At 71.6% G+C, this 14,996-nt stretch carries 18 protein-coding genes; 14 read left to right on the top strand and 4 right to left on the bottom strand.

The genetic code is table 11. The annotated features are described in order from the left end of the window. Positions 1-50 precede the first annotated feature (50 nt). The 12 genes from ACGF3A_RS25550 to ACGF3A_RS25495 all read left to right on the top strand — a co-directional run bounded on the left by ACGF3A_RS25550 (position 51) and on the right by ACGF3A_RS25495 (position 8,104). Complete coding sequence (locus tag ACGF3A_RS25550; RefSeq protein WP_393732610.1) at positions 51-458, top strand: gas vesicle structural protein GvpA; 408 nt, start codon at positions 51-53, stop codon at positions 456-458. Next, complete coding sequence (locus ACGF3A_RS25545; protein WP_393732609.1) at positions 458-1,168, top strand: GvpL/GvpF family gas vesicle protein; 711 nt, start codon at positions 458-460, stop codon at positions 1,166-1,168. The genes ACGF3A_RS25550 and ACGF3A_RS25545 overlap by 1 nt, the downstream gene beginning before the upstream one ends. Before the next feature lie 13 nt (positions 1,169-1,181). Beyond that, positions 1,182-1,418: a gas vesicle protein GvpG gene (locus ACGF3A_RS25540; RefSeq protein WP_393732608.1), complete on the top strand. Its 237-nt coding sequence runs from the start codon at positions 1,182-1,184 to the stop codon at positions 1,416-1,418. Beyond that, positions 1,415-2,008, top strand: a complete 594-nt coding sequence (locus tag ACGF3A_RS25535; protein WP_393732607.1) for a DNA primase — start codon at positions 1,415-1,417, stop codon at positions 2,006-2,008. The genes ACGF3A_RS25540 and ACGF3A_RS25535 overlap by 4 nt, the downstream gene beginning before the upstream one ends. Further along, positions 2,001-2,927: an SRPBCC family protein gene (locus ACGF3A_RS25530; protein ID WP_393732606.1), complete on the top strand. Its 927-nt coding sequence runs from the start codon at positions 2,001-2,003 to the stop codon at positions 2,925-2,927. Before ACGF3A_RS25535 ends, ACGF3A_RS25530 begins: the two co-directional genes overlap by 8 nt. After that, positions 2,924-3,241, top strand: a complete 318-nt coding sequence (locus tag ACGF3A_RS25525) for a gas vesicle protein (RefSeq protein ID WP_393732605.1) — start codon at positions 2,924-2,926, stop codon at positions 3,239-3,241. Before ACGF3A_RS25530 ends, ACGF3A_RS25525 begins: the two co-directional genes overlap by 4 nt. Then, positions 3,231-4,064, top strand: coding sequence for a GvpL/GvpF family gas vesicle protein (locus ACGF3A_RS25520; protein ID WP_393732604.1), 834 nt, complete (start codon positions 3,231-3,233; stop codon positions 4,062-4,064). The genes ACGF3A_RS25525 and ACGF3A_RS25520 overlap by 11 nt, the downstream gene beginning before the upstream one ends. Beyond that, complete coding sequence (locus ACGF3A_RS25515; protein ID WP_393732603.1) at positions 4,061-4,243, top strand: gas vesicle protein; 183 nt, start codon at positions 4,061-4,063, stop codon at positions 4,241-4,243. Before ACGF3A_RS25520 ends, ACGF3A_RS25515 begins: the two co-directional genes overlap by 4 nt. A gap of 5 nt (positions 4,244-4,248) precedes the next feature. After that, the gene (locus tag ACGF3A_RS25510) at positions 4,249-4,530 is read left to right on the top strand and encodes a gas vesicle protein K (RefSeq protein ID WP_393732602.1); all 282 of its coding nucleotides are present in this window, start codon (positions 4,249-4,251) and stop codon (positions 4,528-4,530) included. A gap of 71 nt (positions 4,531-4,601) precedes the next feature. After that, entirely contained in the window at positions 4,602-6,266 is a 1,665-nt protein-coding gene (locus ACGF3A_RS25505; protein ID WP_393732601.1) for a serine/threonine-protein kinase, read from the top strand. Positions 6,267-6,382: 116 nt separating this feature from the next. Next, on the top strand, positions 6,383-6,691 hold the full coding sequence (locus tag ACGF3A_RS25500) for a DUF6479 family protein (protein WP_393732600.1): 309 nt from the start codon (positions 6,383-6,385) through the stop codon (positions 6,689-6,691). 324 nt (positions 6,692-7,015) lie between these two features. Then, complete coding sequence (locus ACGF3A_RS25495) at positions 7,016-8,104, top strand: BTAD domain-containing putative transcriptional regulator (protein ID WP_393732599.1); 1,089 nt, start codon at positions 7,016-7,018, stop codon at positions 8,102-8,104. 218 nt (positions 8,105-8,322) lie between these two features. Here the strand turns inward: ACGF3A_RS25495 and ACGF3A_RS25490 are convergent, their stop codons facing one another. The 4 genes from ACGF3A_RS25490 to ACGF3A_RS25475 form a co-directional block, all read right to left on the bottom strand. Then, complete coding sequence (locus ACGF3A_RS25490; protein WP_393732598.1) at positions 8,323-9,348, bottom strand: alkene reductase; 1,026 nt, start codon at positions 9,346-9,348, stop codon at positions 8,323-8,325. Between the two features lie 126 nt (positions 9,349-9,474). Then, positions 9,475-10,332, bottom strand: a complete 858-nt coding sequence (locus ACGF3A_RS25485; protein WP_393732597.1) for a carbohydrate ABC transporter permease — start codon at positions 10,330-10,332, stop codon at positions 9,475-9,477. A gap of 12 nt (positions 10,333-10,344) precedes the next feature. After that, positions 10,345-11,298: a carbohydrate ABC transporter permease gene (locus ACGF3A_RS25480; protein ID WP_393732596.1), complete on the bottom strand. Its 954-nt coding sequence runs from the start codon at positions 11,296-11,298 to the stop codon at positions 10,345-10,347. Further along, the gene (locus tag ACGF3A_RS25475) at positions 11,298-12,599 is read right to left on the bottom strand and encodes an extracellular solute-binding protein (protein WP_393732595.1); all 1,302 of its coding nucleotides are present in this window, start codon (positions 12,597-12,599) and stop codon (positions 11,298-11,300) included. Before ACGF3A_RS25475 ends, ACGF3A_RS25480 begins: the two co-directional genes overlap by 1 nt. A gap of 196 nt (positions 12,600-12,795) precedes the next feature. Here ACGF3A_RS25475 and ACGF3A_RS25470 point away from each other — a divergent pair, with 196 nt between their 5' ends. Together ACGF3A_RS25470 and ACGF3A_RS25465 are read left to right on the top strand one after the other, a co-directional pair. Further along, the gene (locus ACGF3A_RS25470) at positions 12,796-14,355 is read left to right on the top strand and encodes an MFS transporter (RefSeq protein ID WP_393732594.1); all 1,560 of its coding nucleotides are present in this window, start codon (positions 12,796-12,798) and stop codon (positions 14,353-14,355) included. Between the two features lie 55 nt (positions 14,356-14,410). After that, entirely contained in the window at positions 14,411-14,986 is a 576-nt protein-coding gene (locus ACGF3A_RS25465; protein WP_393732593.1) for a TerD family protein, read from the top strand. Positions 14,987-14,996: the final 10 nt, after the last annotated feature.

Here is a 14,996-nt window from a genome sequence, read left to right as displayed (position 1 = left end):
ACGAAACCGAACTCTTCCGCATCATCCACAACGAAGGAGGGCCGTGCCCCATGACTGTCGCTCCGACAGCACAGCAAGGCGGCGGCACCGGCAATCTGTACGACGTGCTGGAGCTCGTCCTCGACCGGGGGCTGGTCATCGACGCCTTCGTCCGCGTCTCCCTGGTCGGCATCGAGATCCTGAAGATCGACGTCCGGGTCGTCGTGGCCAGCGTCGACACCTATCTCCGGTTCGCCGAGGCCGCCAACCGGCTCGACCTGGAGTCCGGCCGCAACAGGAGCCCGGGACTGCCCGAGATGGTGGGCGAACTCACCGAGTCCGGCGCGCGCGGCAAGACGAAGGGCGCGCTCAGCGGCGCCGCCCAGACCGTCTCCGACGCGTACCGCCAGGCCCGTGAGGAGGGCCAGCGCGAGGAGGAGACCTCCGGCCGTTCCCGGGGGAAGAAGGGAGCGGAATAGTGAGCACGTACGTCTACGGCATCACACGCGCCTCCGGCACCGAGCTCCCCGAGCAGCTGACCGGCGTGGGACAGCGCCGGGTCAGGGCCGTGGAGGAGTCCGGCCTCGCGGCGATCGTCAGCGACGCGCCCGAGGAGCTGACCCCCAAGCGCAAGGAACTCCTCGCCCACCAGGACGTGCTGGGCCACGCGGGCGCCGGGCGGACCGTGCTGCCCATGCGGTTCGGCAGCGTCTCCGACGACGACGGCGCCGTCTCCCAGGTCCTCGCCGAGCGCGCCGACCACTTCAGGGAGCGGCTCGACGCGCTGGAGAACACCGTCGAGTACAACGTCAAGGCCACCCATGACGAGGAGGCCGTGCTGCACCGCGTGCTGGCCGACGACCCGGCGCTGCGCGCCGCGAGCGAGGCCAACCGCGCCTCGGGCGGCGGCACCTACGACGAGCGGCTGCGCTTCGGCGAGCAGGTGGCCAACGCCGTCAAGGAGCGCGAGGCCGAGGACGCGCGCCTGCTGCACGAGACCCTCCAGCCGCTCGCCGACGACGTCAGCCCCGGGCCCGAGAGCACGGGATGGCTCGCCAACTACTCGTTCCTCGTGGACCGGGAGACGGTCGCGCGGTTCGTCAACACGCTCGACGAGTTCCAGAAGGCGCAGCCCCACCTGGAACTGCGCGTGAGCGGCCCGCTGCCGCCGTACAGCTTCGTCGGCTGACGGACCGGCAGCCATGGGACTGCTGAAGGAGCTGCTGCTGCTTCCCGCCGCGCCCGTACGCGGCACGGCGTGGGTGCTGCGGCAGGTGCAGGCGGAGGCCGAGCGCCAGTACCGCGACCCTGCCACCGTGCAGCGCGAACTCTCCCGCATCACCGAGCTGTTCGAGGCGGGCGAGATGGACGAAGAGGAATTCGACCGGCGCGAGGACGAGCTCCTCGCGCGCCTGAAGGACTGGGGACCACTGACGTGAACAACAGGCTCGTACTGGGACTGGCCGTGGGCGGCGGATACGTCCTCGGCCGTACGAAGAAGGCCAAGCTCGCCTTCGCGGTCGGGACCATGGTCGCCGGCCGGAAGATGAAGCTGAACCCGCGCGAGATCGGGCGGCTGGCCACCGATCTGCTGGAGAAGAACCCGCAGTTCAAGGAGTTGGGCGAGCAGCTGCGCGAGGACCTGCGCGGCGTCGGGGGCGCCGCAGCGGGCGCCCTGGTCGACCGCCAGATCAACAACCTCGCGGACCGCGTGCACACCCGCACCCTGGACGTGCGCGACCGCGTCACGCAGGCGGGCGAGCTGGCGTCGTCGACGGCCAAGGAGGGCGCCGACACGGCGAAGGACACGGCGAAGAGCACGAAGGACACGGCGAAGAGCTCGGCGGGCTCGGCGAAGAGCACCGCGAAGAGCGCCACGAACGGCGCGGCGAAGAGCACGACGAAGAGCACGACGAAGAGCACGACGAAGAGCTCGGCCGGGAACTCCGCGCGGAAGGCGGCCGGTACGGCCAAGAAGACGCCTGCCAAGGCGGGCGCGGCGAAGAAGGGCGGGCGCGGCGATGGCTGAGAACCGGAACGGAGCCGCGACGGACCGGCTCAGGTCCGAGTTCCAGGGCCTGATGACCGCGGAGGCCGAACGGCTGCTCGTGGGCCTCGGCCGCAAGCTGGGCTCGACCACCTCGAAGCTCAACGACGTGGCCGAGGGCCGCAGTCCGGGCTTCGCCAAGCTGGCGCTGGACAGCGGCCGTAAGGCCGTCGAGGGCAAGGGCCCCGTCCGCGGCGCCCTGGAGATCGGCGCCTCCCGCCTCAAGGACAAGGCGGTCGGCCTGGTCAAGGGCATGGCCGGGAAGGCGGGCAAGGGCGCGGGCGGCGGCAAGAAGCCGACGGTCATCATGGAGCAGGTCGACGTGGGCGTGCCCCTGCGCGAGGCGTACGAGCAGTGGACGCGCTACGAGGAGTTCAGCACCTTCGCGCGCGGCGTCCAGGACGTGGCCGTCGCGGACGAGACCACCTCCGACTGGAAGCTCAAGATCTTCTGGTCCACCCGGAGCTGGAAGGCCCGTATCACCGACGAGGCCGAGGAGGAGCGCATCGCGTGGACCTCCGAGGGCGCCAAGGGCACGACGAAGGGCGCCGTCACCTTCCACGCGCTCGGCGAGAACCTGACGCGGGTGCTGCTCGTCATCGAGTACTACCCCAAGGGCCTGTTCGAGAAGACGGGCAACATCTGGCGCGCCCAGGGCCGCCGGGCCCGCCTCGACCTCAAGCACTACGCCCGCCACGTCACGCTGCGCGGCGCGACGGAGGAGGAGCAGGAGCAGGACGAGCAGGACGAGCAGGAGCCCGAGGAGTCCGAGGAGGAGCCGGAGGAGACGTCGGCCGCCTCCGAGGACCAGGACGAGGAAGAGGACGAAGAGGCTGAAGAGGGCGAGGGCGAGGGCGAGGACGAGGAAGAAGAGGAGGAGCCCGAGGAGAGCCGCGCATGACGACCCCGAGCCGACTGCCCGAGCCGTACGAGCGCAACGGCTCCAACCTCGCGGACATCCTGGAGCGGGTGCTCGACAAGGGCGTGGTCATCGCGGGCGACATCCGCATCAACCTGCTCGACATCGAACTCCTCACCATCAAGCTCCGCCTCATCGTGGCCTCCGTCGACAAGGCGAAGGAGATGGGCATCGACTGGTGGGAGGAGGACCCCGCGCTCAGCTCCAGCGCCAGCCGCCGCGAGCTCTCCAAGGAGAACGAGCGGCTGCGGCACCGCGTCGAGGAACTGGAGGAGGCGAGCCCCCGTGAGCGGTGAACTCCGCTACGTCTACGCCGTCACCCGCCCGTTCGACGAGCCGCTCCCCGCCGCGCTGCGGGGAGTGGACGGCACCGTGCCGCACACGCTGCTGCACGACGGGCTGCTGGCGGTCCTCAGCCTGGTGCCCGAGGCCGACTTCGCCGAGGAACCGCTGCGCGCGCACCTGGAGGACCTGGACTGGCTCTCCGGCACCGCGCGCGCCCACCAGGACGTCGTCGACGCGCTGACCCGGCTCACCTGCCCGCTGCCGCTCCGCCTCGGCACCGTCTACCGCGACGACGAGGGCGTACGCCGCATGCTCGCCGACGGCCAGGAGCGGTTCCAGCGCACGCTGGACCGGCTGGAGGGGCGCGTGGAGTGGGGCGTGAAGGTGTACGTGGAACGCCCGGCGGAGCCGGAACCCGAGCCGTCGGCGGCGCCGGTGAGCGGGCGCGACTACCTGCGCCGCCGCAGGAACGAGGTCACCGCGCGCGAGAGCGCGCTGGAGGACGCCGAGCGGCTCGCGGACGCCCTGCACGCCGCACTCGCCCGCGAGGCCGAGGACGTACGGCTGCACCGGGCGCAGAACCCGAAGCTCTCCGGCGCCCCCGGGCGGAATCTGCTCAACGCCGCCTATCTCGTGCCCGGCGCGCGCAGCGAGGCGTTCCTGGAGCTGCTGGACCGGCTCGCGGCGCCCGAGCCGGACGTCCGCGTCGAGGTCACCGGGCCGTGGGCCCCGTACTCGTTCGCGGCGGAGAGCCCGGACGTCCCCGTGGACGCCCCCGCGGACGCTCCTGAAGACGGAGAGGCGCCGTCGTCCGACGTGCCGGAGCGCGCATGACCGCGCTCAGGCAGCGCGAGATCGCGCTGGTGGACCTGCTGGACAGGCTGATCGGCAGCGGAGTCGTCGTCACCGGCAGCCTCACGCTGAGCATCGCCGACGTCGATCTGGTCCGCGTCGATCTGCGCGCGCTCATCAGCTCCGTCAACGAGCGCGTCCCGTCGCCCTGGGAGGAGTGACCGCCGTGACCCGCCGCGTGAAGTTCGACCCCGACACCCTCGAACGCGACCTGGCGTCCCTGATCCTGACCGTCGTCGAGCTGCTGCGGCAGCTCATGGAGCGCCAGGCGCTGCGCCGCGTGGACACCGGCGAGCTGACGGAGGAGCAGGAGGAGCGCATCGGCATGACGCTGATGCTCCTGGAGGACCGGATGACGCTGCTCCGCACCCGCTTCGGCCTCGCCCCGGAGGACCTCAACCTGGACCTCGGGCCCCTCGGCCCTCTCCTGCCTCCCTCACACTCCTGAGCCCCGCCGTCGTACGCTGTCCGGGATCGCCCGGAGCAGGACTCGACGCGCGGAGAGGGACAGCGAAGTTCATGAGGGAGCTGGAGCCCGGCGAGCCCCGGATCATCGGGGAGTACCGACTGCTCGGATGCCTGGGCGAAGGCGGGATGGGCCGGGTCTACCTGGCCCGTTCGAGCCGGGGACGCACAGTCGCGGTGAAGGTCGTGCAGCCGGAGCTGGCGCGCGTGCCGGAGTTCCGGGAGCGGTTCCGCCGCGAGGTCGGCCTGGCGCAGCGGCTCACGGGGCAGTGGGCGGCGTCGGTCCTCGACTCCGACACCGAGTCCCCGGCCCCCTGGGCGGCGACCGAGTACGTGCCGGGGCCCTCGCTGCACTCGGTGGTCACCTCGGGCTTCGGCACGCTGCCCGCGGAGTCGCTGCGCGGGCTCGCCCACGGGCTGGGGCTCGCCCTGCACGAGGTGCACGGCATCGGGCTGGTGCACCGGGACGTGAAGCCCGGCAACGTGCTGGTGACGGTCGACGGCCCCCGCCTCATCGACTTCGGCATCGCCCGCGCCGTGGAGGCCACGTCCGGCGGTGACCTGACCCGTACCGGCACGGTCGTCGGATCGCCGGGGTTCATGTCGCCGGAGCAGGTCAGGGCCGAGCGGGTGGGGCCGGTCAGCGACATCTTCTCGCTCGGCTGCGTCCTCGCCTTCGCCGCGAGCGGTTCGTCGCCGTTCGGCAGCAGCGACATCGGCCAGGCCGGGCTGCTGTTCCGGGTGGTCGAGCACGAGCCCGACCTCTCGGCCGTACCGGGGGAGTGGCGTCCCCTGGTCGCCGCCTGCCTGGAGAAGGCGCCCGAACGGCGCCCCACGGTCGCCCAGATCGTCGAGTGGACGGCCCCGCGCCAGGGGCCCCACGGAGCGCCCGACGCGGGCCCGTGGCTGCCCGCGCCGGTACTGGCCGACCTCGGACGGCACGCCGCGCGCATGCTCGACAGCGAGTCCCCGGCGGGGGCCACGCTGCTGCCCGGCGCTCCGGCGGCCGCGGTGCCGCACGCGGTGCCGCACGCGGTGTCGGACGCCGCACCGACGACACCGCCCGTCGCACCGACCGCGCCGCCGTCGGCATCCCCGTCAGCGGCGCCCACCGCGCCACCCACCGGCGCGACCCCACCGCCCGCGTCGCCCCCGTCGCCCCCGCCGCGCGCGCAGGCCTCGGGGGGCAGGAGTGCCGCGTCGCTGCGGCAGCAGGCGTCGGCCGGACGGCCGGTCATCAGGGTCGCGAGCTGGAGGGACTCGACCAAGCGGTTCGCCGAACTCGCGCAGCTCGGCGAGCAACTCGGCTACGTCTACGACGCGTTCACCGTCGACTACTCCTCAGGCCCGACGCTCATCCTGCGCCACGCCTCCGGCCAGGAGTCGTCCAGGACGGTGGTCACCCCGTTCGAGCAGCTGCGGTCGCGGGTGACCGTCGACGGGATGGGCACGTATCTGCGGAGCCTGATCCTTGTCGCGCTCGGGACCTCGCAGTTGGCGGTGATGGCGTCGAAGGGGGTGTCGGTGGGCTCCTTGTTCGTCCTGGCGCTGACCCTGGGCATCGGCTACGTGGTGATGCGCGGCAACGAGCGCAAGCACCGTGCCCGGCTGGTCTCGTACGGCTACCGCCTCCTGCCCGACGCGTCGGGACGGCAGCGCTATCTGCCGCCCGCGCACGCCGGACCGGGCCCCGGTCCCGGCCCCGGCGGACGGGGCTGACCAGGCGCCGACCCGACGCCCGTCCGCCGGGGTTTCCCCGCCCGGTGCGCGGAAACCCCGGCAGGGTGCACTGACCGCGAGCCACGGCCACTGCCGTGGGGACGGAGGGTGAGCCCATGGACGCGCAAGCGATGAGCGCCGTGCTGGACCAGGCCGTGATGCGTCATCTGCTGGTCGGCGCCGTGCCGTTGGCGCTGGGCCTGGCCGTCGTCGTCGCGCTGGTCGGCGCGGTGTGGCTGGGCATCAGGATCCGGCGGCGCGAACCCACGCCGCCGACGCCCGGATCCCAGCCGCGGCTGCCCGACTCGGGACCGGTCGGCGACGTCGAGGAGCGCCGGGTGCCGGACGAGATGCCCCGCGACGGGCGGCGTCGGCTGCCGCACCAGGGAGTGCGCGACTACGGTTCCGCAACGGACGGTTCGTAGCACCGGGACCGCACCGTTGGACACCCGGGCGGATTGGCTCCTCCGACCACGGTGCGCCAGGCTGTGCGAACGCTGGGAAATCGCACTCGCGAAGAGCCTGGGAAGTCCTCGTATGTCCCGCTTGCTGGAGTCGGGCCCGCCCGGCTCCGGGGAGAGCGCTGTCGTCGGAGCGTCGGCCGAACACCGCCCACACGCAGGGAGTTTCGGGCCCGGCAGCGCTACGGCGCCGCGGTGAGGGCGACTTGTGCTCTGCGCGGACTTGATGAGTGAGCTGCCTCTTCCGGAAAACATGTGCAACGTGTGGAATATGCGCAGAGTAGCTCCGTGGACCAGCTCTGGTTCATCACACACATCAGGCTCACGGATCGAAGGAAGCTGATGGAGCACGGGGACAGGGCACAACCAGGTGAGACAACCACCGATCTCGGAGAAGCGGTCCGGACCGCGCGGGACAGGGCGCGGCTGAGCCAGCGCGTCCTCGCCGCGCGGTCCGGCGTCAGCCTGCGGACGCTCCGGGAGATCGAGCGCGGCCGCGTGCGGGTGCCGCGCGCGCGGTCCATGGAGCGGCTGGCGGCCACGCTCCAGGCGCCGGGACTCCTGGACCACGGCGCGCCGCGCACCGGCGGAACGCCTGGCTCCGGCGGGGCCGACGACCGCTTCCTGCTGCGGGTCCTCGGCCCGCTCGGCGCGGTCCGCGCGGGCATCCCGCTCAACGCGGGCACGCCGATGCAGCAGAACCTGCTCGGCCTTCTGGCGCTGCACGCCAACCAGAGCGTGACGCACGCCGAGATCGTCGAGACGCTCTGGGGCGAGCATCCGCCGGGCTCGTTCAATCAGCTCATCCATACGTACGTGTCCCGGCTGCGTGCCCTGCTGGCCAAGCACCAGGACACGCCGACCGGCTCCCCCCGTATCGAGCGCCGCCACCAGGGCTACGAACTGCGCGTCGAGACGGCGCAGTTGGACCTCCTCCAGTTCGCGGAGCTGGCCGCCGAGGCGGAGGCCGTGCGTGCCGCGGGCGACCCCGAGCACGAGGCGCGGCTCCTCGCGGACGCGCTCGGCATGTGGTCGGGGCCGGTGCTGGGCGGCTGCTCGGCGCGGCTGCGCGAGCATCCGCGCGCGATAGCCCTCGCCCAGCGGCAGGTCACGGCCGCGCTCCGGTTCGCCCAGCTCGCCGAGATCTCCGGCGACCACGAGCGCGCCGTCGACCAGCTCCGCCCGCTCGTACGCCGCCATCCGCTGCACGAGGGGTTGCACGCGCGCCTGATGCTGGCTCTGGCGGAGGGCGGGCGCCGTGTGGAAGCGCTGGACCTCTTCGGCCGGATCGACCGGACCTTGCGCGGCCAGTTCGGCATCGAGCCCGGCCCGGAGTTGCGCGCCGCGCAACTCGCCGTACTCCGGGGCAGCGCCTGAGTCGTGGTGCCGGGCAGGGGCTGCTCCTGCCGGCGCGTCGCGGACCGCGGGCGCGTCGTGGCCGGTCGCGCAGTTCCCCGCGCCCCTGATGGGGCACCCGGAAGCGCCCCTGAAGCGCCTCGAAGCTCGCCCCGAAGGGGCGGCTTCAGGGGCGCGGGGAACTGCGCGACCAGCCACCGCGCAGCCGCAGCCCGCTATGCATCGGGCAGGGGCAGTCCCTATCCGGCCAGCGGGAGAGGCGCAGGCGTCCACGCCGGGTGGTCCACGTAGCCCCGGGCGCCGCCCTCGTAATGGAGGGCGGGGTCGCCCGCCGCCAGATCGTGGCCGAGGGCGAGGCGGGTCACGAGGTCCGGGTTGGCGATGAAGTGGCGGGCGTACGAGACCGCGTCGGCGGTTCCGGCGCGGACGAGCGCGTTGCCGCTCTCCCGGCCGAAGCCGTGATTGGCGATCAGCGGACCGTCGTACAGCCGCCGGTAGCGCGCGAACGCGGCCTCGTCCGGGCCGGACAGCGGCGCCGGACCGCGCAGGTGCAGATACGCCAGGGGGCGCCCGGAGAGCGCGGTCACCACCTCGTCGTAGCGGGACAGCGCGGCCTCGTCCGGCATCCACGGATAGGCCTCCCCCGCACGGGGGTCGTCGTGCCGGGACCAGTACGGCGAGAGCCGTACGCCGACGCGCCGCGTGCCGTCGTCCCACGCGCCGCACACCGCGTCGACGACGTCCAGCAGGGGACGGCCCCCGTCGGGACCGTAGGCGTCCGTACGGGAGTTGAGGCGGGCGTTGAGGAAGCGGGCCAGCGGGTAGACGCCGTTGGCCGCGATCTCCACCCCGTCGAACCCGGCGCGGCGCGCCCGCGCGGCGGCCGTGGCGTACTCCTTCACGAACCCGGCGATCTCCGCGCCGGTCATCTCCCCGGGCGACGCGGACCCGGCGTGCCAGAGCTGGGCGACGATACGGCCGCCGAGCGCCCGTACGAGACCGGTGACCCGGCGCCAGGCCACCGTCTGCTCCTCCGTGAAGAGGCCCGGCACATGAGGGAAGGCGACGGCGCGCTCACTGACCCAGACCCCCTCGGAGACGATCAGCCCGGCGGTCGCGCGCTGGGCGTAGTAGGCGGCGTGCAGCTCGGTCGGCAGCAGGCCGGGATTGGTCGCGCGGGCTCTGGTCAGCGGGGCCATGACCACGCGGTTGGGCAGGCGCAGCGCGCCCAGGTCGAAGGGCTGGAGCAGTGGCTGATCCGGCATCGTTCCGTCTCCGTCGTGTGCGGGGCTGTCACGACGGAGACGGAACGCGCGGGGGAAAGGTGACCGGGAACGTGCCGGGACCGCCGGCGGGCCAGCCGTTCCCCGCCGCCCGCTCCGGCGTGGCGGTCATTTGCCGATCCCCAGCGTCATCCCGGTGATGATGCGCCGCGACAGCCACGCGTACATGATCAGCATCGGCGCCACGATCAGGCAGAGCCCCGCGAACATCCCGCCCCAGTCGGCGCCCTTGTACTGCTGCTCGCCGATGAAGCGGGCCAGGACGAGGGGCAGCGTGAAGTTGTCGTTGCTCTGCATCAGCGCGAGCGCGAAGAGCGTCTCGTTCCAGTTGTTGATGAGCTGGAGGATGAACGCGGTGATGAGCCCGGAGCGGGCGAGGGGCAGCACGATCTGCCAGAACGTACGGGACGGCGAGGCACCGTCGAGCGCCGCCGCCTCCTCCAGTTCGCCGGGGAGCGAGCGGAAGAAGCCGGTGAGGAGGAAGACGGTGAACGGCATCGCGATCCCGACGTAGACCAGGAAGAGCCCCGGCAGCGTGTCCACCATGCCGACCTCGCTCAGCATGAAGAACACGGGGATCAGCAGCACCTGGCCCGGCACTCCGAGGCCGAGGATGAAGAGCATCGTCAGCGGCCCCGCCATCCGGTTCAGCCGGCGGCTGAGCGCGTACGCGGCGGGCGCGGCCAGCGCGACGGACACGAGCGCCGCCGAGCCGCTGACCAGCACGCTGTTGAACGCGGCACGGCCGAAGCCGGAGTCGAAGGCCGTGGTGTAGTTCTCCAGCCGGAACGGGTCGGGCAGCCCCCAGGGGTCCGCGAAGATCTCCCGCGAGCCGCGCAGCGAGGTCAGCACCATCCACAGCAGCAGGAGCAGGCTCAGCGCGACGAAGAGCCAGATCAGCCCGATGCCGACGGCGCGCACGGGGTTCGGGCGCGCCCGGGCGCGCACCGGGGTCGTGGTTGCCACAGCTCAGCCTCCTCAGTACTCGACGGGGTCGCGGCGCATCAGCCGGCGCAGCAGGGCGGTGAAGACGGCCACCAGTACGAGGCTGGTGATGCCCGCCGCGCAGACCACCCCGAACTGTGGGATGTCCGTGCCGGTGAACGCGTTGCGGTAGATGTAGAGCGCGCTGGTCCAGGTCTCGATCGGCGGCCCGTTGGTGGTGAAGGTGCCGCCGAAGACGAGGACCAGCTCGAAGACCTTCACCGAGCTGATCGTCCACAGCACCGCGCAGACGGAGACCACGTCCCAGCTCAGCGGCAGCGTGATGTGCCAGAACTTGCGGAAGGACCCGGCGCCCGCCAGCTCCGCGTCCTCGTAGAGGTAGGCGGGGATGTTGTCGACGGCGGCCATGATGATGGCGACGTAGAAGCCGGTGGACGAGCACACCATCGTCGCCATGATCAGCAGGAAGACGTTGTCGCTGCCCAGCCACTTGGGCGGGTCGTCCACGCCGATCCAGGAGAGCGCGGTGTTGACCATCCCGCCCGGGTTGAAGAGGAAGCCCGCGAGGACGCCGAAGACCATGGCGTTCACGATGTGCGGGAAGAAGATCACCGCGCGGACGAACCGGCGGCCCGCCATCTCGCGCAGCACCATCGTCAGCGCGAAGGCCAGCACGAAGACGGCGAGCCCGACGAAGACCAGGATCTTGAAGGTGTTCAGCATCGACGTACGGAAGAACGGGTCGTCGATCAGCGCCCGGTAGCTGCCCAGGCCGTTCCACTCCATGGGGGAGTAGCCGTCCCACTTGTGGAAGCTGGTCCAGATGCCGAAGCCCAGCGGGCCGATGTAGAAGAGCGCGAGGAACGCCAGGGCCGGGCCCACGAACGGCCAGAACAGCCGCCGCCGCTTGATCGCGAGCGGCGTGTCCCGGGGCTGCGTGACCGCCGGGGGGCCGGTCTCCCGGCGCCCCGCCGTCAGGACGGCCATCAGCGGTGGGCCTTGGCGTAGGCCGTGTGCAGCTTCTTGATCTTCGCGACGAACTGGTCGGGGCTCGCCTTGCCGAAGAACAGCTCCTTGTAGGCGGGGTAGAAGACCTTGTCCGTCCAGTCGGTCACCGAGCCCGGCATCTGCTCGCGCGAGGGCGTCGACTCCATCTGCTCCTTGACGTCCTTGAGGATCGCGGGCGCCTCGATGTCGGGGCGCGGCGTGATGTTGCCCGCCTTGGAGGCGATGCCGGACAGCCGCTTCTTCGCGAGGAAGTAGGAGATGAACTTCTCGGCGGCGGCGGAGTTCTTGGCCTGCTTGGGCACCGCGAAGCCGAAGAGGCGTACGTCCGTGGCGTTCCGCTTACCGCCCTTGTCGGCGACGGCGGAGGGGAAGGGCGCGGCCTTCGGGTCGAAGCCCTTCCTCGCGAACTTCCCGGTCTCGGTCGGCAGCCAGGAGCCGTTGAGGTTGAACGCGGCCTTCCCCTCGGACCAGCGGTTCTGCTGCTCGGGGTACTTGCTGGCGTCGTAGCCCTTGAGCAGATAGCCCTTGTCGACCAGCTCACGGACCTTCTCGGCGGCCTCCTTGACGGCGGGGTCGTCCCAGCCCTTGCCGCTGTCGTCGGTGATGGCCTTCTTCATCACGCCGTCGCCGCCGATCCGGTCGGCGAGGTAGTCGAGCCACCAGCCGATGTAGACGGGCTGGTCGCCGTCGGCGGATATGCAGGCGCGGTCCTTCTTCTTGAGCTCCGCGCAGACGTCGAGGAGTTCGTCCCAGGTCTTCGGCGGCGCCTTCATGTCCTTGTCCGCGCCGTCGTACCAGAGGTTCACGGCGGTGACCTCGTACGGCACCAGCCACTTCCTGCCACCGTCCGGCTGCTTGCGGAGGTAGTCCATGTAGCTCATCTTGAGCTTCGAGGAGAGTTTGCCCTTCTCGCCGGTCGCGGGCCTGTCGAAGACCCCGGAGAGATCCTTGGCCCGGCCCGACCGTACGAGCGTGGGGTACAGCTTGTCGTCGGACTGGTCGACCAGGTCGGGGACCTTGCCGGTGGTGAGCGTCGGGGCGAGCTTCTCCATGACCGTGCGGCCCTGCCACTGGACGTCCACCTTGACGCCGGTGTCCTTGGTGAAGTCCTTGATCGCGGACTTGAGCACGGCCGCCTGGGGCTCGTTCTCGGTCCACATCGACCAGTACGTCAGGTTCTTGGACCCGGACCCGCCGTCGGAGCCGCAGCCGGTGAGCGAGGTGAGGACGGCGGCAGCAGCTGCGGCTGCCGCGACAGTGCGAAGTCCGGTGTGCTGCATGCGGTTTCCTTCCCGGGGACGTGCGGTCACGGACATTGATCTCGCCGTTCCGGCCCCTGGTCAAGGCACCTGAGCAGAAGTCCAGGAGCACGCGGAGCGAGTCCAAGTACGGGGACCGGATATCCGTTCGCGACGTCCCGCCGCGTTGCGTACTGTCGTACACATCATTCGGACAAAGAGCGAAAGGGCACGTCACATGGGAGAGGCCAGCGGGTCCGCCGTGGACGCGGAGCACGACAACCGCGAGCGGGACGGCCCGCCGCGTGCGACCGCGAAGGAGTGGGTGGGCCTCACCGTCCTCACGCTCCCCGTGCTGCTGATCTCCGTCGATCTGACCGTGCTCGGCTTCGCCGTGCCCGCGCTGAGCGAGGACCTCGCGCCGTCCAGCACCCAGCTGCTGTGGCTGGTGGACATCTACTCGTTCGTGCTCGCCGGACTGCTCGTCACCATGGGCACGCTCGGCGACCGGATCGGCCGCCGCAAGCTGCTGATGGTGGGCTGCGCGGGCTTCGGCGTCGCCTCGCTCCTCGCCGCCTACGCGCCGAGCGCCGCCGCGCTGATCGCGGCCCGCGTCCTGCTCGGCGTCGCGGGCGCGACGCTGATGCCCTCGACGCTCTCGCTGCTGCGCAACATGTTCCAGGACGACAAGCAGCGGCTGGTCGCGATCGCCGCCTGGGGCTCCGCCTTCAGCGCCGGATCCGCGCTCGGCCCGGTCCTCGGCGGCGTGCTGCTGGAGCACTTCTGGTGGGGCTCGGTCTTCCTGATCAACCTGCCGCTGGTCGCCGTGGCCCTGCTCGCGCTGCCGCTGCTGGTGCCCGAGACCCGCGACCCCGCGCCGGGGAAGTTCGACCTGCCGAGCGCCGGGCTGACGCTGCTCGCGGTCATCCCGTTCGTCTACGGGATCAAATCCTTCGCCCACGGGGACGAGCTGAAGGCCGTCCCGTTCGTGCTGGCGGGGCTCGCGTTCGGCGCCGTGTTCGTACGGCGGCAGCGGCGGCTCACGGACCCGCTGATCGACGTCTCGCTCTTCGCCATCCGCCGCTTCTCGGCCGCCATCGGCACCAACATCCTGGTCGTCTTCGTGATGGCCGGAGCCCTCTTCTTCCTCCCGCAGTACCTGCAGCTCTCCGAGGGCCTCACGCCGCTGCGCGGCGGGCTCCTGCTGCTGCCGGGCGCCGTCGCCGCCGTCGCCGCCGGGTTCTTCGCCGCCGCCGCGGCCCAGCGGGTCGGCGTCCAGCGGCTGATCTGCGGCGGTCTCGCGGTCATCGCGGTGGGGTACGGGTCCCTGACGCTGCTGCCGCTGGGGAACGGGGCCGCGGTGGTCACCGCCGCCTTCGTCCTCACCAGCCTGGGCGCCTCCACGGCGATGACGCTGACGAACAGCATCGTGCTCGAAACCGTCCCGCCCGAGCGCGCCGGAGCCGCCTCCGCCGTCTCCGAGACCGCGATCGAGCTCGGCGGCGCGATGGGCATCGCGGTCCTCGGCAGCCTGCTCTCCTCCGTCTACCGCGTGAGCCTCGACCCGGTGCACGGCGTCCCCGACGGGGCGATGGACAGCGCCCGCGAGACGCTCGGCAACGCGCTGCACACGGCGGGCGGCCTCGGCGGTGCCCCGGGCGCGGCGCTCGCGGACGCGGCACGCGACGCGTTCGGCAGGGGCGTCCAGATCACGGGCGCCGCGGGCGCGGTGCTGCTGGTGCTGGCCGCCGTCCAGGCCTGGGTCCTGCTCCGTCCCGCACGGGGCGCCTCCGAGTAACTTCTACAGTCATGTAGATTTAAGGGTCCGGGCAACCGAGACCCAGGAGGGGACTGTGGGAGTTTCACTCGCAAAAGGCGGCAACGTATCGCTCAGCAAGGAGGCGCCGGGGCTGACCGCTGTCCTGGTCGGCCTCGGCTGGGACGTCCGCACGACGACCGGCGCGGACTACGACCTGGACGCCAGCGCGCTGCTGTGCAACGCGTCCGGCAAGGTCGTCTCCGACCAGCACTTCGTCTTCTACAACAACCTGAAGAGCCCGGACGGCTCCGTCGAGCACACCGGCGACAACCTCACCGGTGAGGGCGAGGGCGACGACGAGTCGGTCAAGGTCGACCTCGCCGCCGTCCCCGCCGACATCGAGCGGATCGTCTTCCCGGTCTCCATCCACGACGCCGAGAGCCGGAACCAGAACTTCGGCCAGGTCAGCAACGCGTTCATCCGCGTCGTCAACCAGGCGGGCGGCGCCGAGCTGGCCCGCTACGACCTCTCCGAGGACGCCGCCACCGAGACCGCCATGGTCTTCGGCGAGCTGTACCGGCACGGCGGCGAGTGGAAGTTCCGCGCCGTCGGCCAGGGCTACGCCTCCGGACTGGCGGGCATCGCCCAGGACTTCGGCGTCAACGTCTGACCCGGGGGAC

The sequence above is a fragment of the Streptomyces sp. NPDC048172 genome (assembly GCF_043202595.1).
GTDB lineage: Bacteria > Actinomycetota > Actinomycetes > Streptomycetales > Streptomycetaceae > Streptomyces.
This window is presented reverse-complemented; position numbering and strand designations above follow the sequence as displayed.

Coding starts and splice junctions, on each gene's coding strand:
- ACGF3A_RS25550 (WP_393732610.1), top strand. CDS start 51: ATGACTGTCGCTCCGACAGCACAGCAAGGCGGCGGCACCGGCAATCTG.
- ACGF3A_RS25540 (WP_393732608.1), top strand. CDS start 1,182: ATGGGACTGCTGAAGGAGCTGCTGCTGCTTCCCGCCGCGCCCGTACGC.
- ACGF3A_RS25530 (WP_393732606.1), top strand. CDS start 2,001: ATGGCTGAGAACCGGAACGGAGCCGCGACGGACCGGCTCAGGTCCGAG.
- ACGF3A_RS25525 (WP_393732605.1), top strand. CDS start 2,924: ATGACGACCCCGAGCCGACTGCCCGAGCCGTACGAGCGCAACGGCTCC.
- ACGF3A_RS25515 (WP_393732603.1), top strand. CDS start 4,061: ATGACCGCGCTCAGGCAGCGCGAGATCGCGCTGGTGGACCTGCTGGAC.
- ACGF3A_RS25505 (WP_393732601.1), top strand. CDS start 4,602: ATGAGGGAGCTGGAGCCCGGCGAGCCCCGGATCATCGGGGAGTACCGA.
- ACGF3A_RS25500 (WP_393732600.1), top strand. CDS start 6,383: ATGGACGCGCAAGCGATGAGCGCCGTGCTGGACCAGGCCGTGATGCGT.
- ACGF3A_RS25490 (WP_393732598.1), bottom strand. CDS start 9,348: ATGCCGGATCAGCCACTGCTCCAGCCCTTCGACCTGGGCGCGCTGCGC.
- ACGF3A_RS25480 (WP_393732596.1), bottom strand. CDS start 11,298: ATGGCCGTCCTGACGGCGGGGCGCCGGGAGACCGGCCCCCCGGCGGTC.
- ACGF3A_RS25475 (WP_393732595.1), bottom strand. CDS start 12,599: ATGCAGCACACCGGACTTCGCACTGTCGCGGCAGCCGCAGCTGCTGCC.
- ACGF3A_RS25470 (WP_393732594.1), top strand. CDS start 12,796: ATGGGAGAGGCCAGCGGGTCCGCCGTGGACGCGGAGCACGACAACCGC.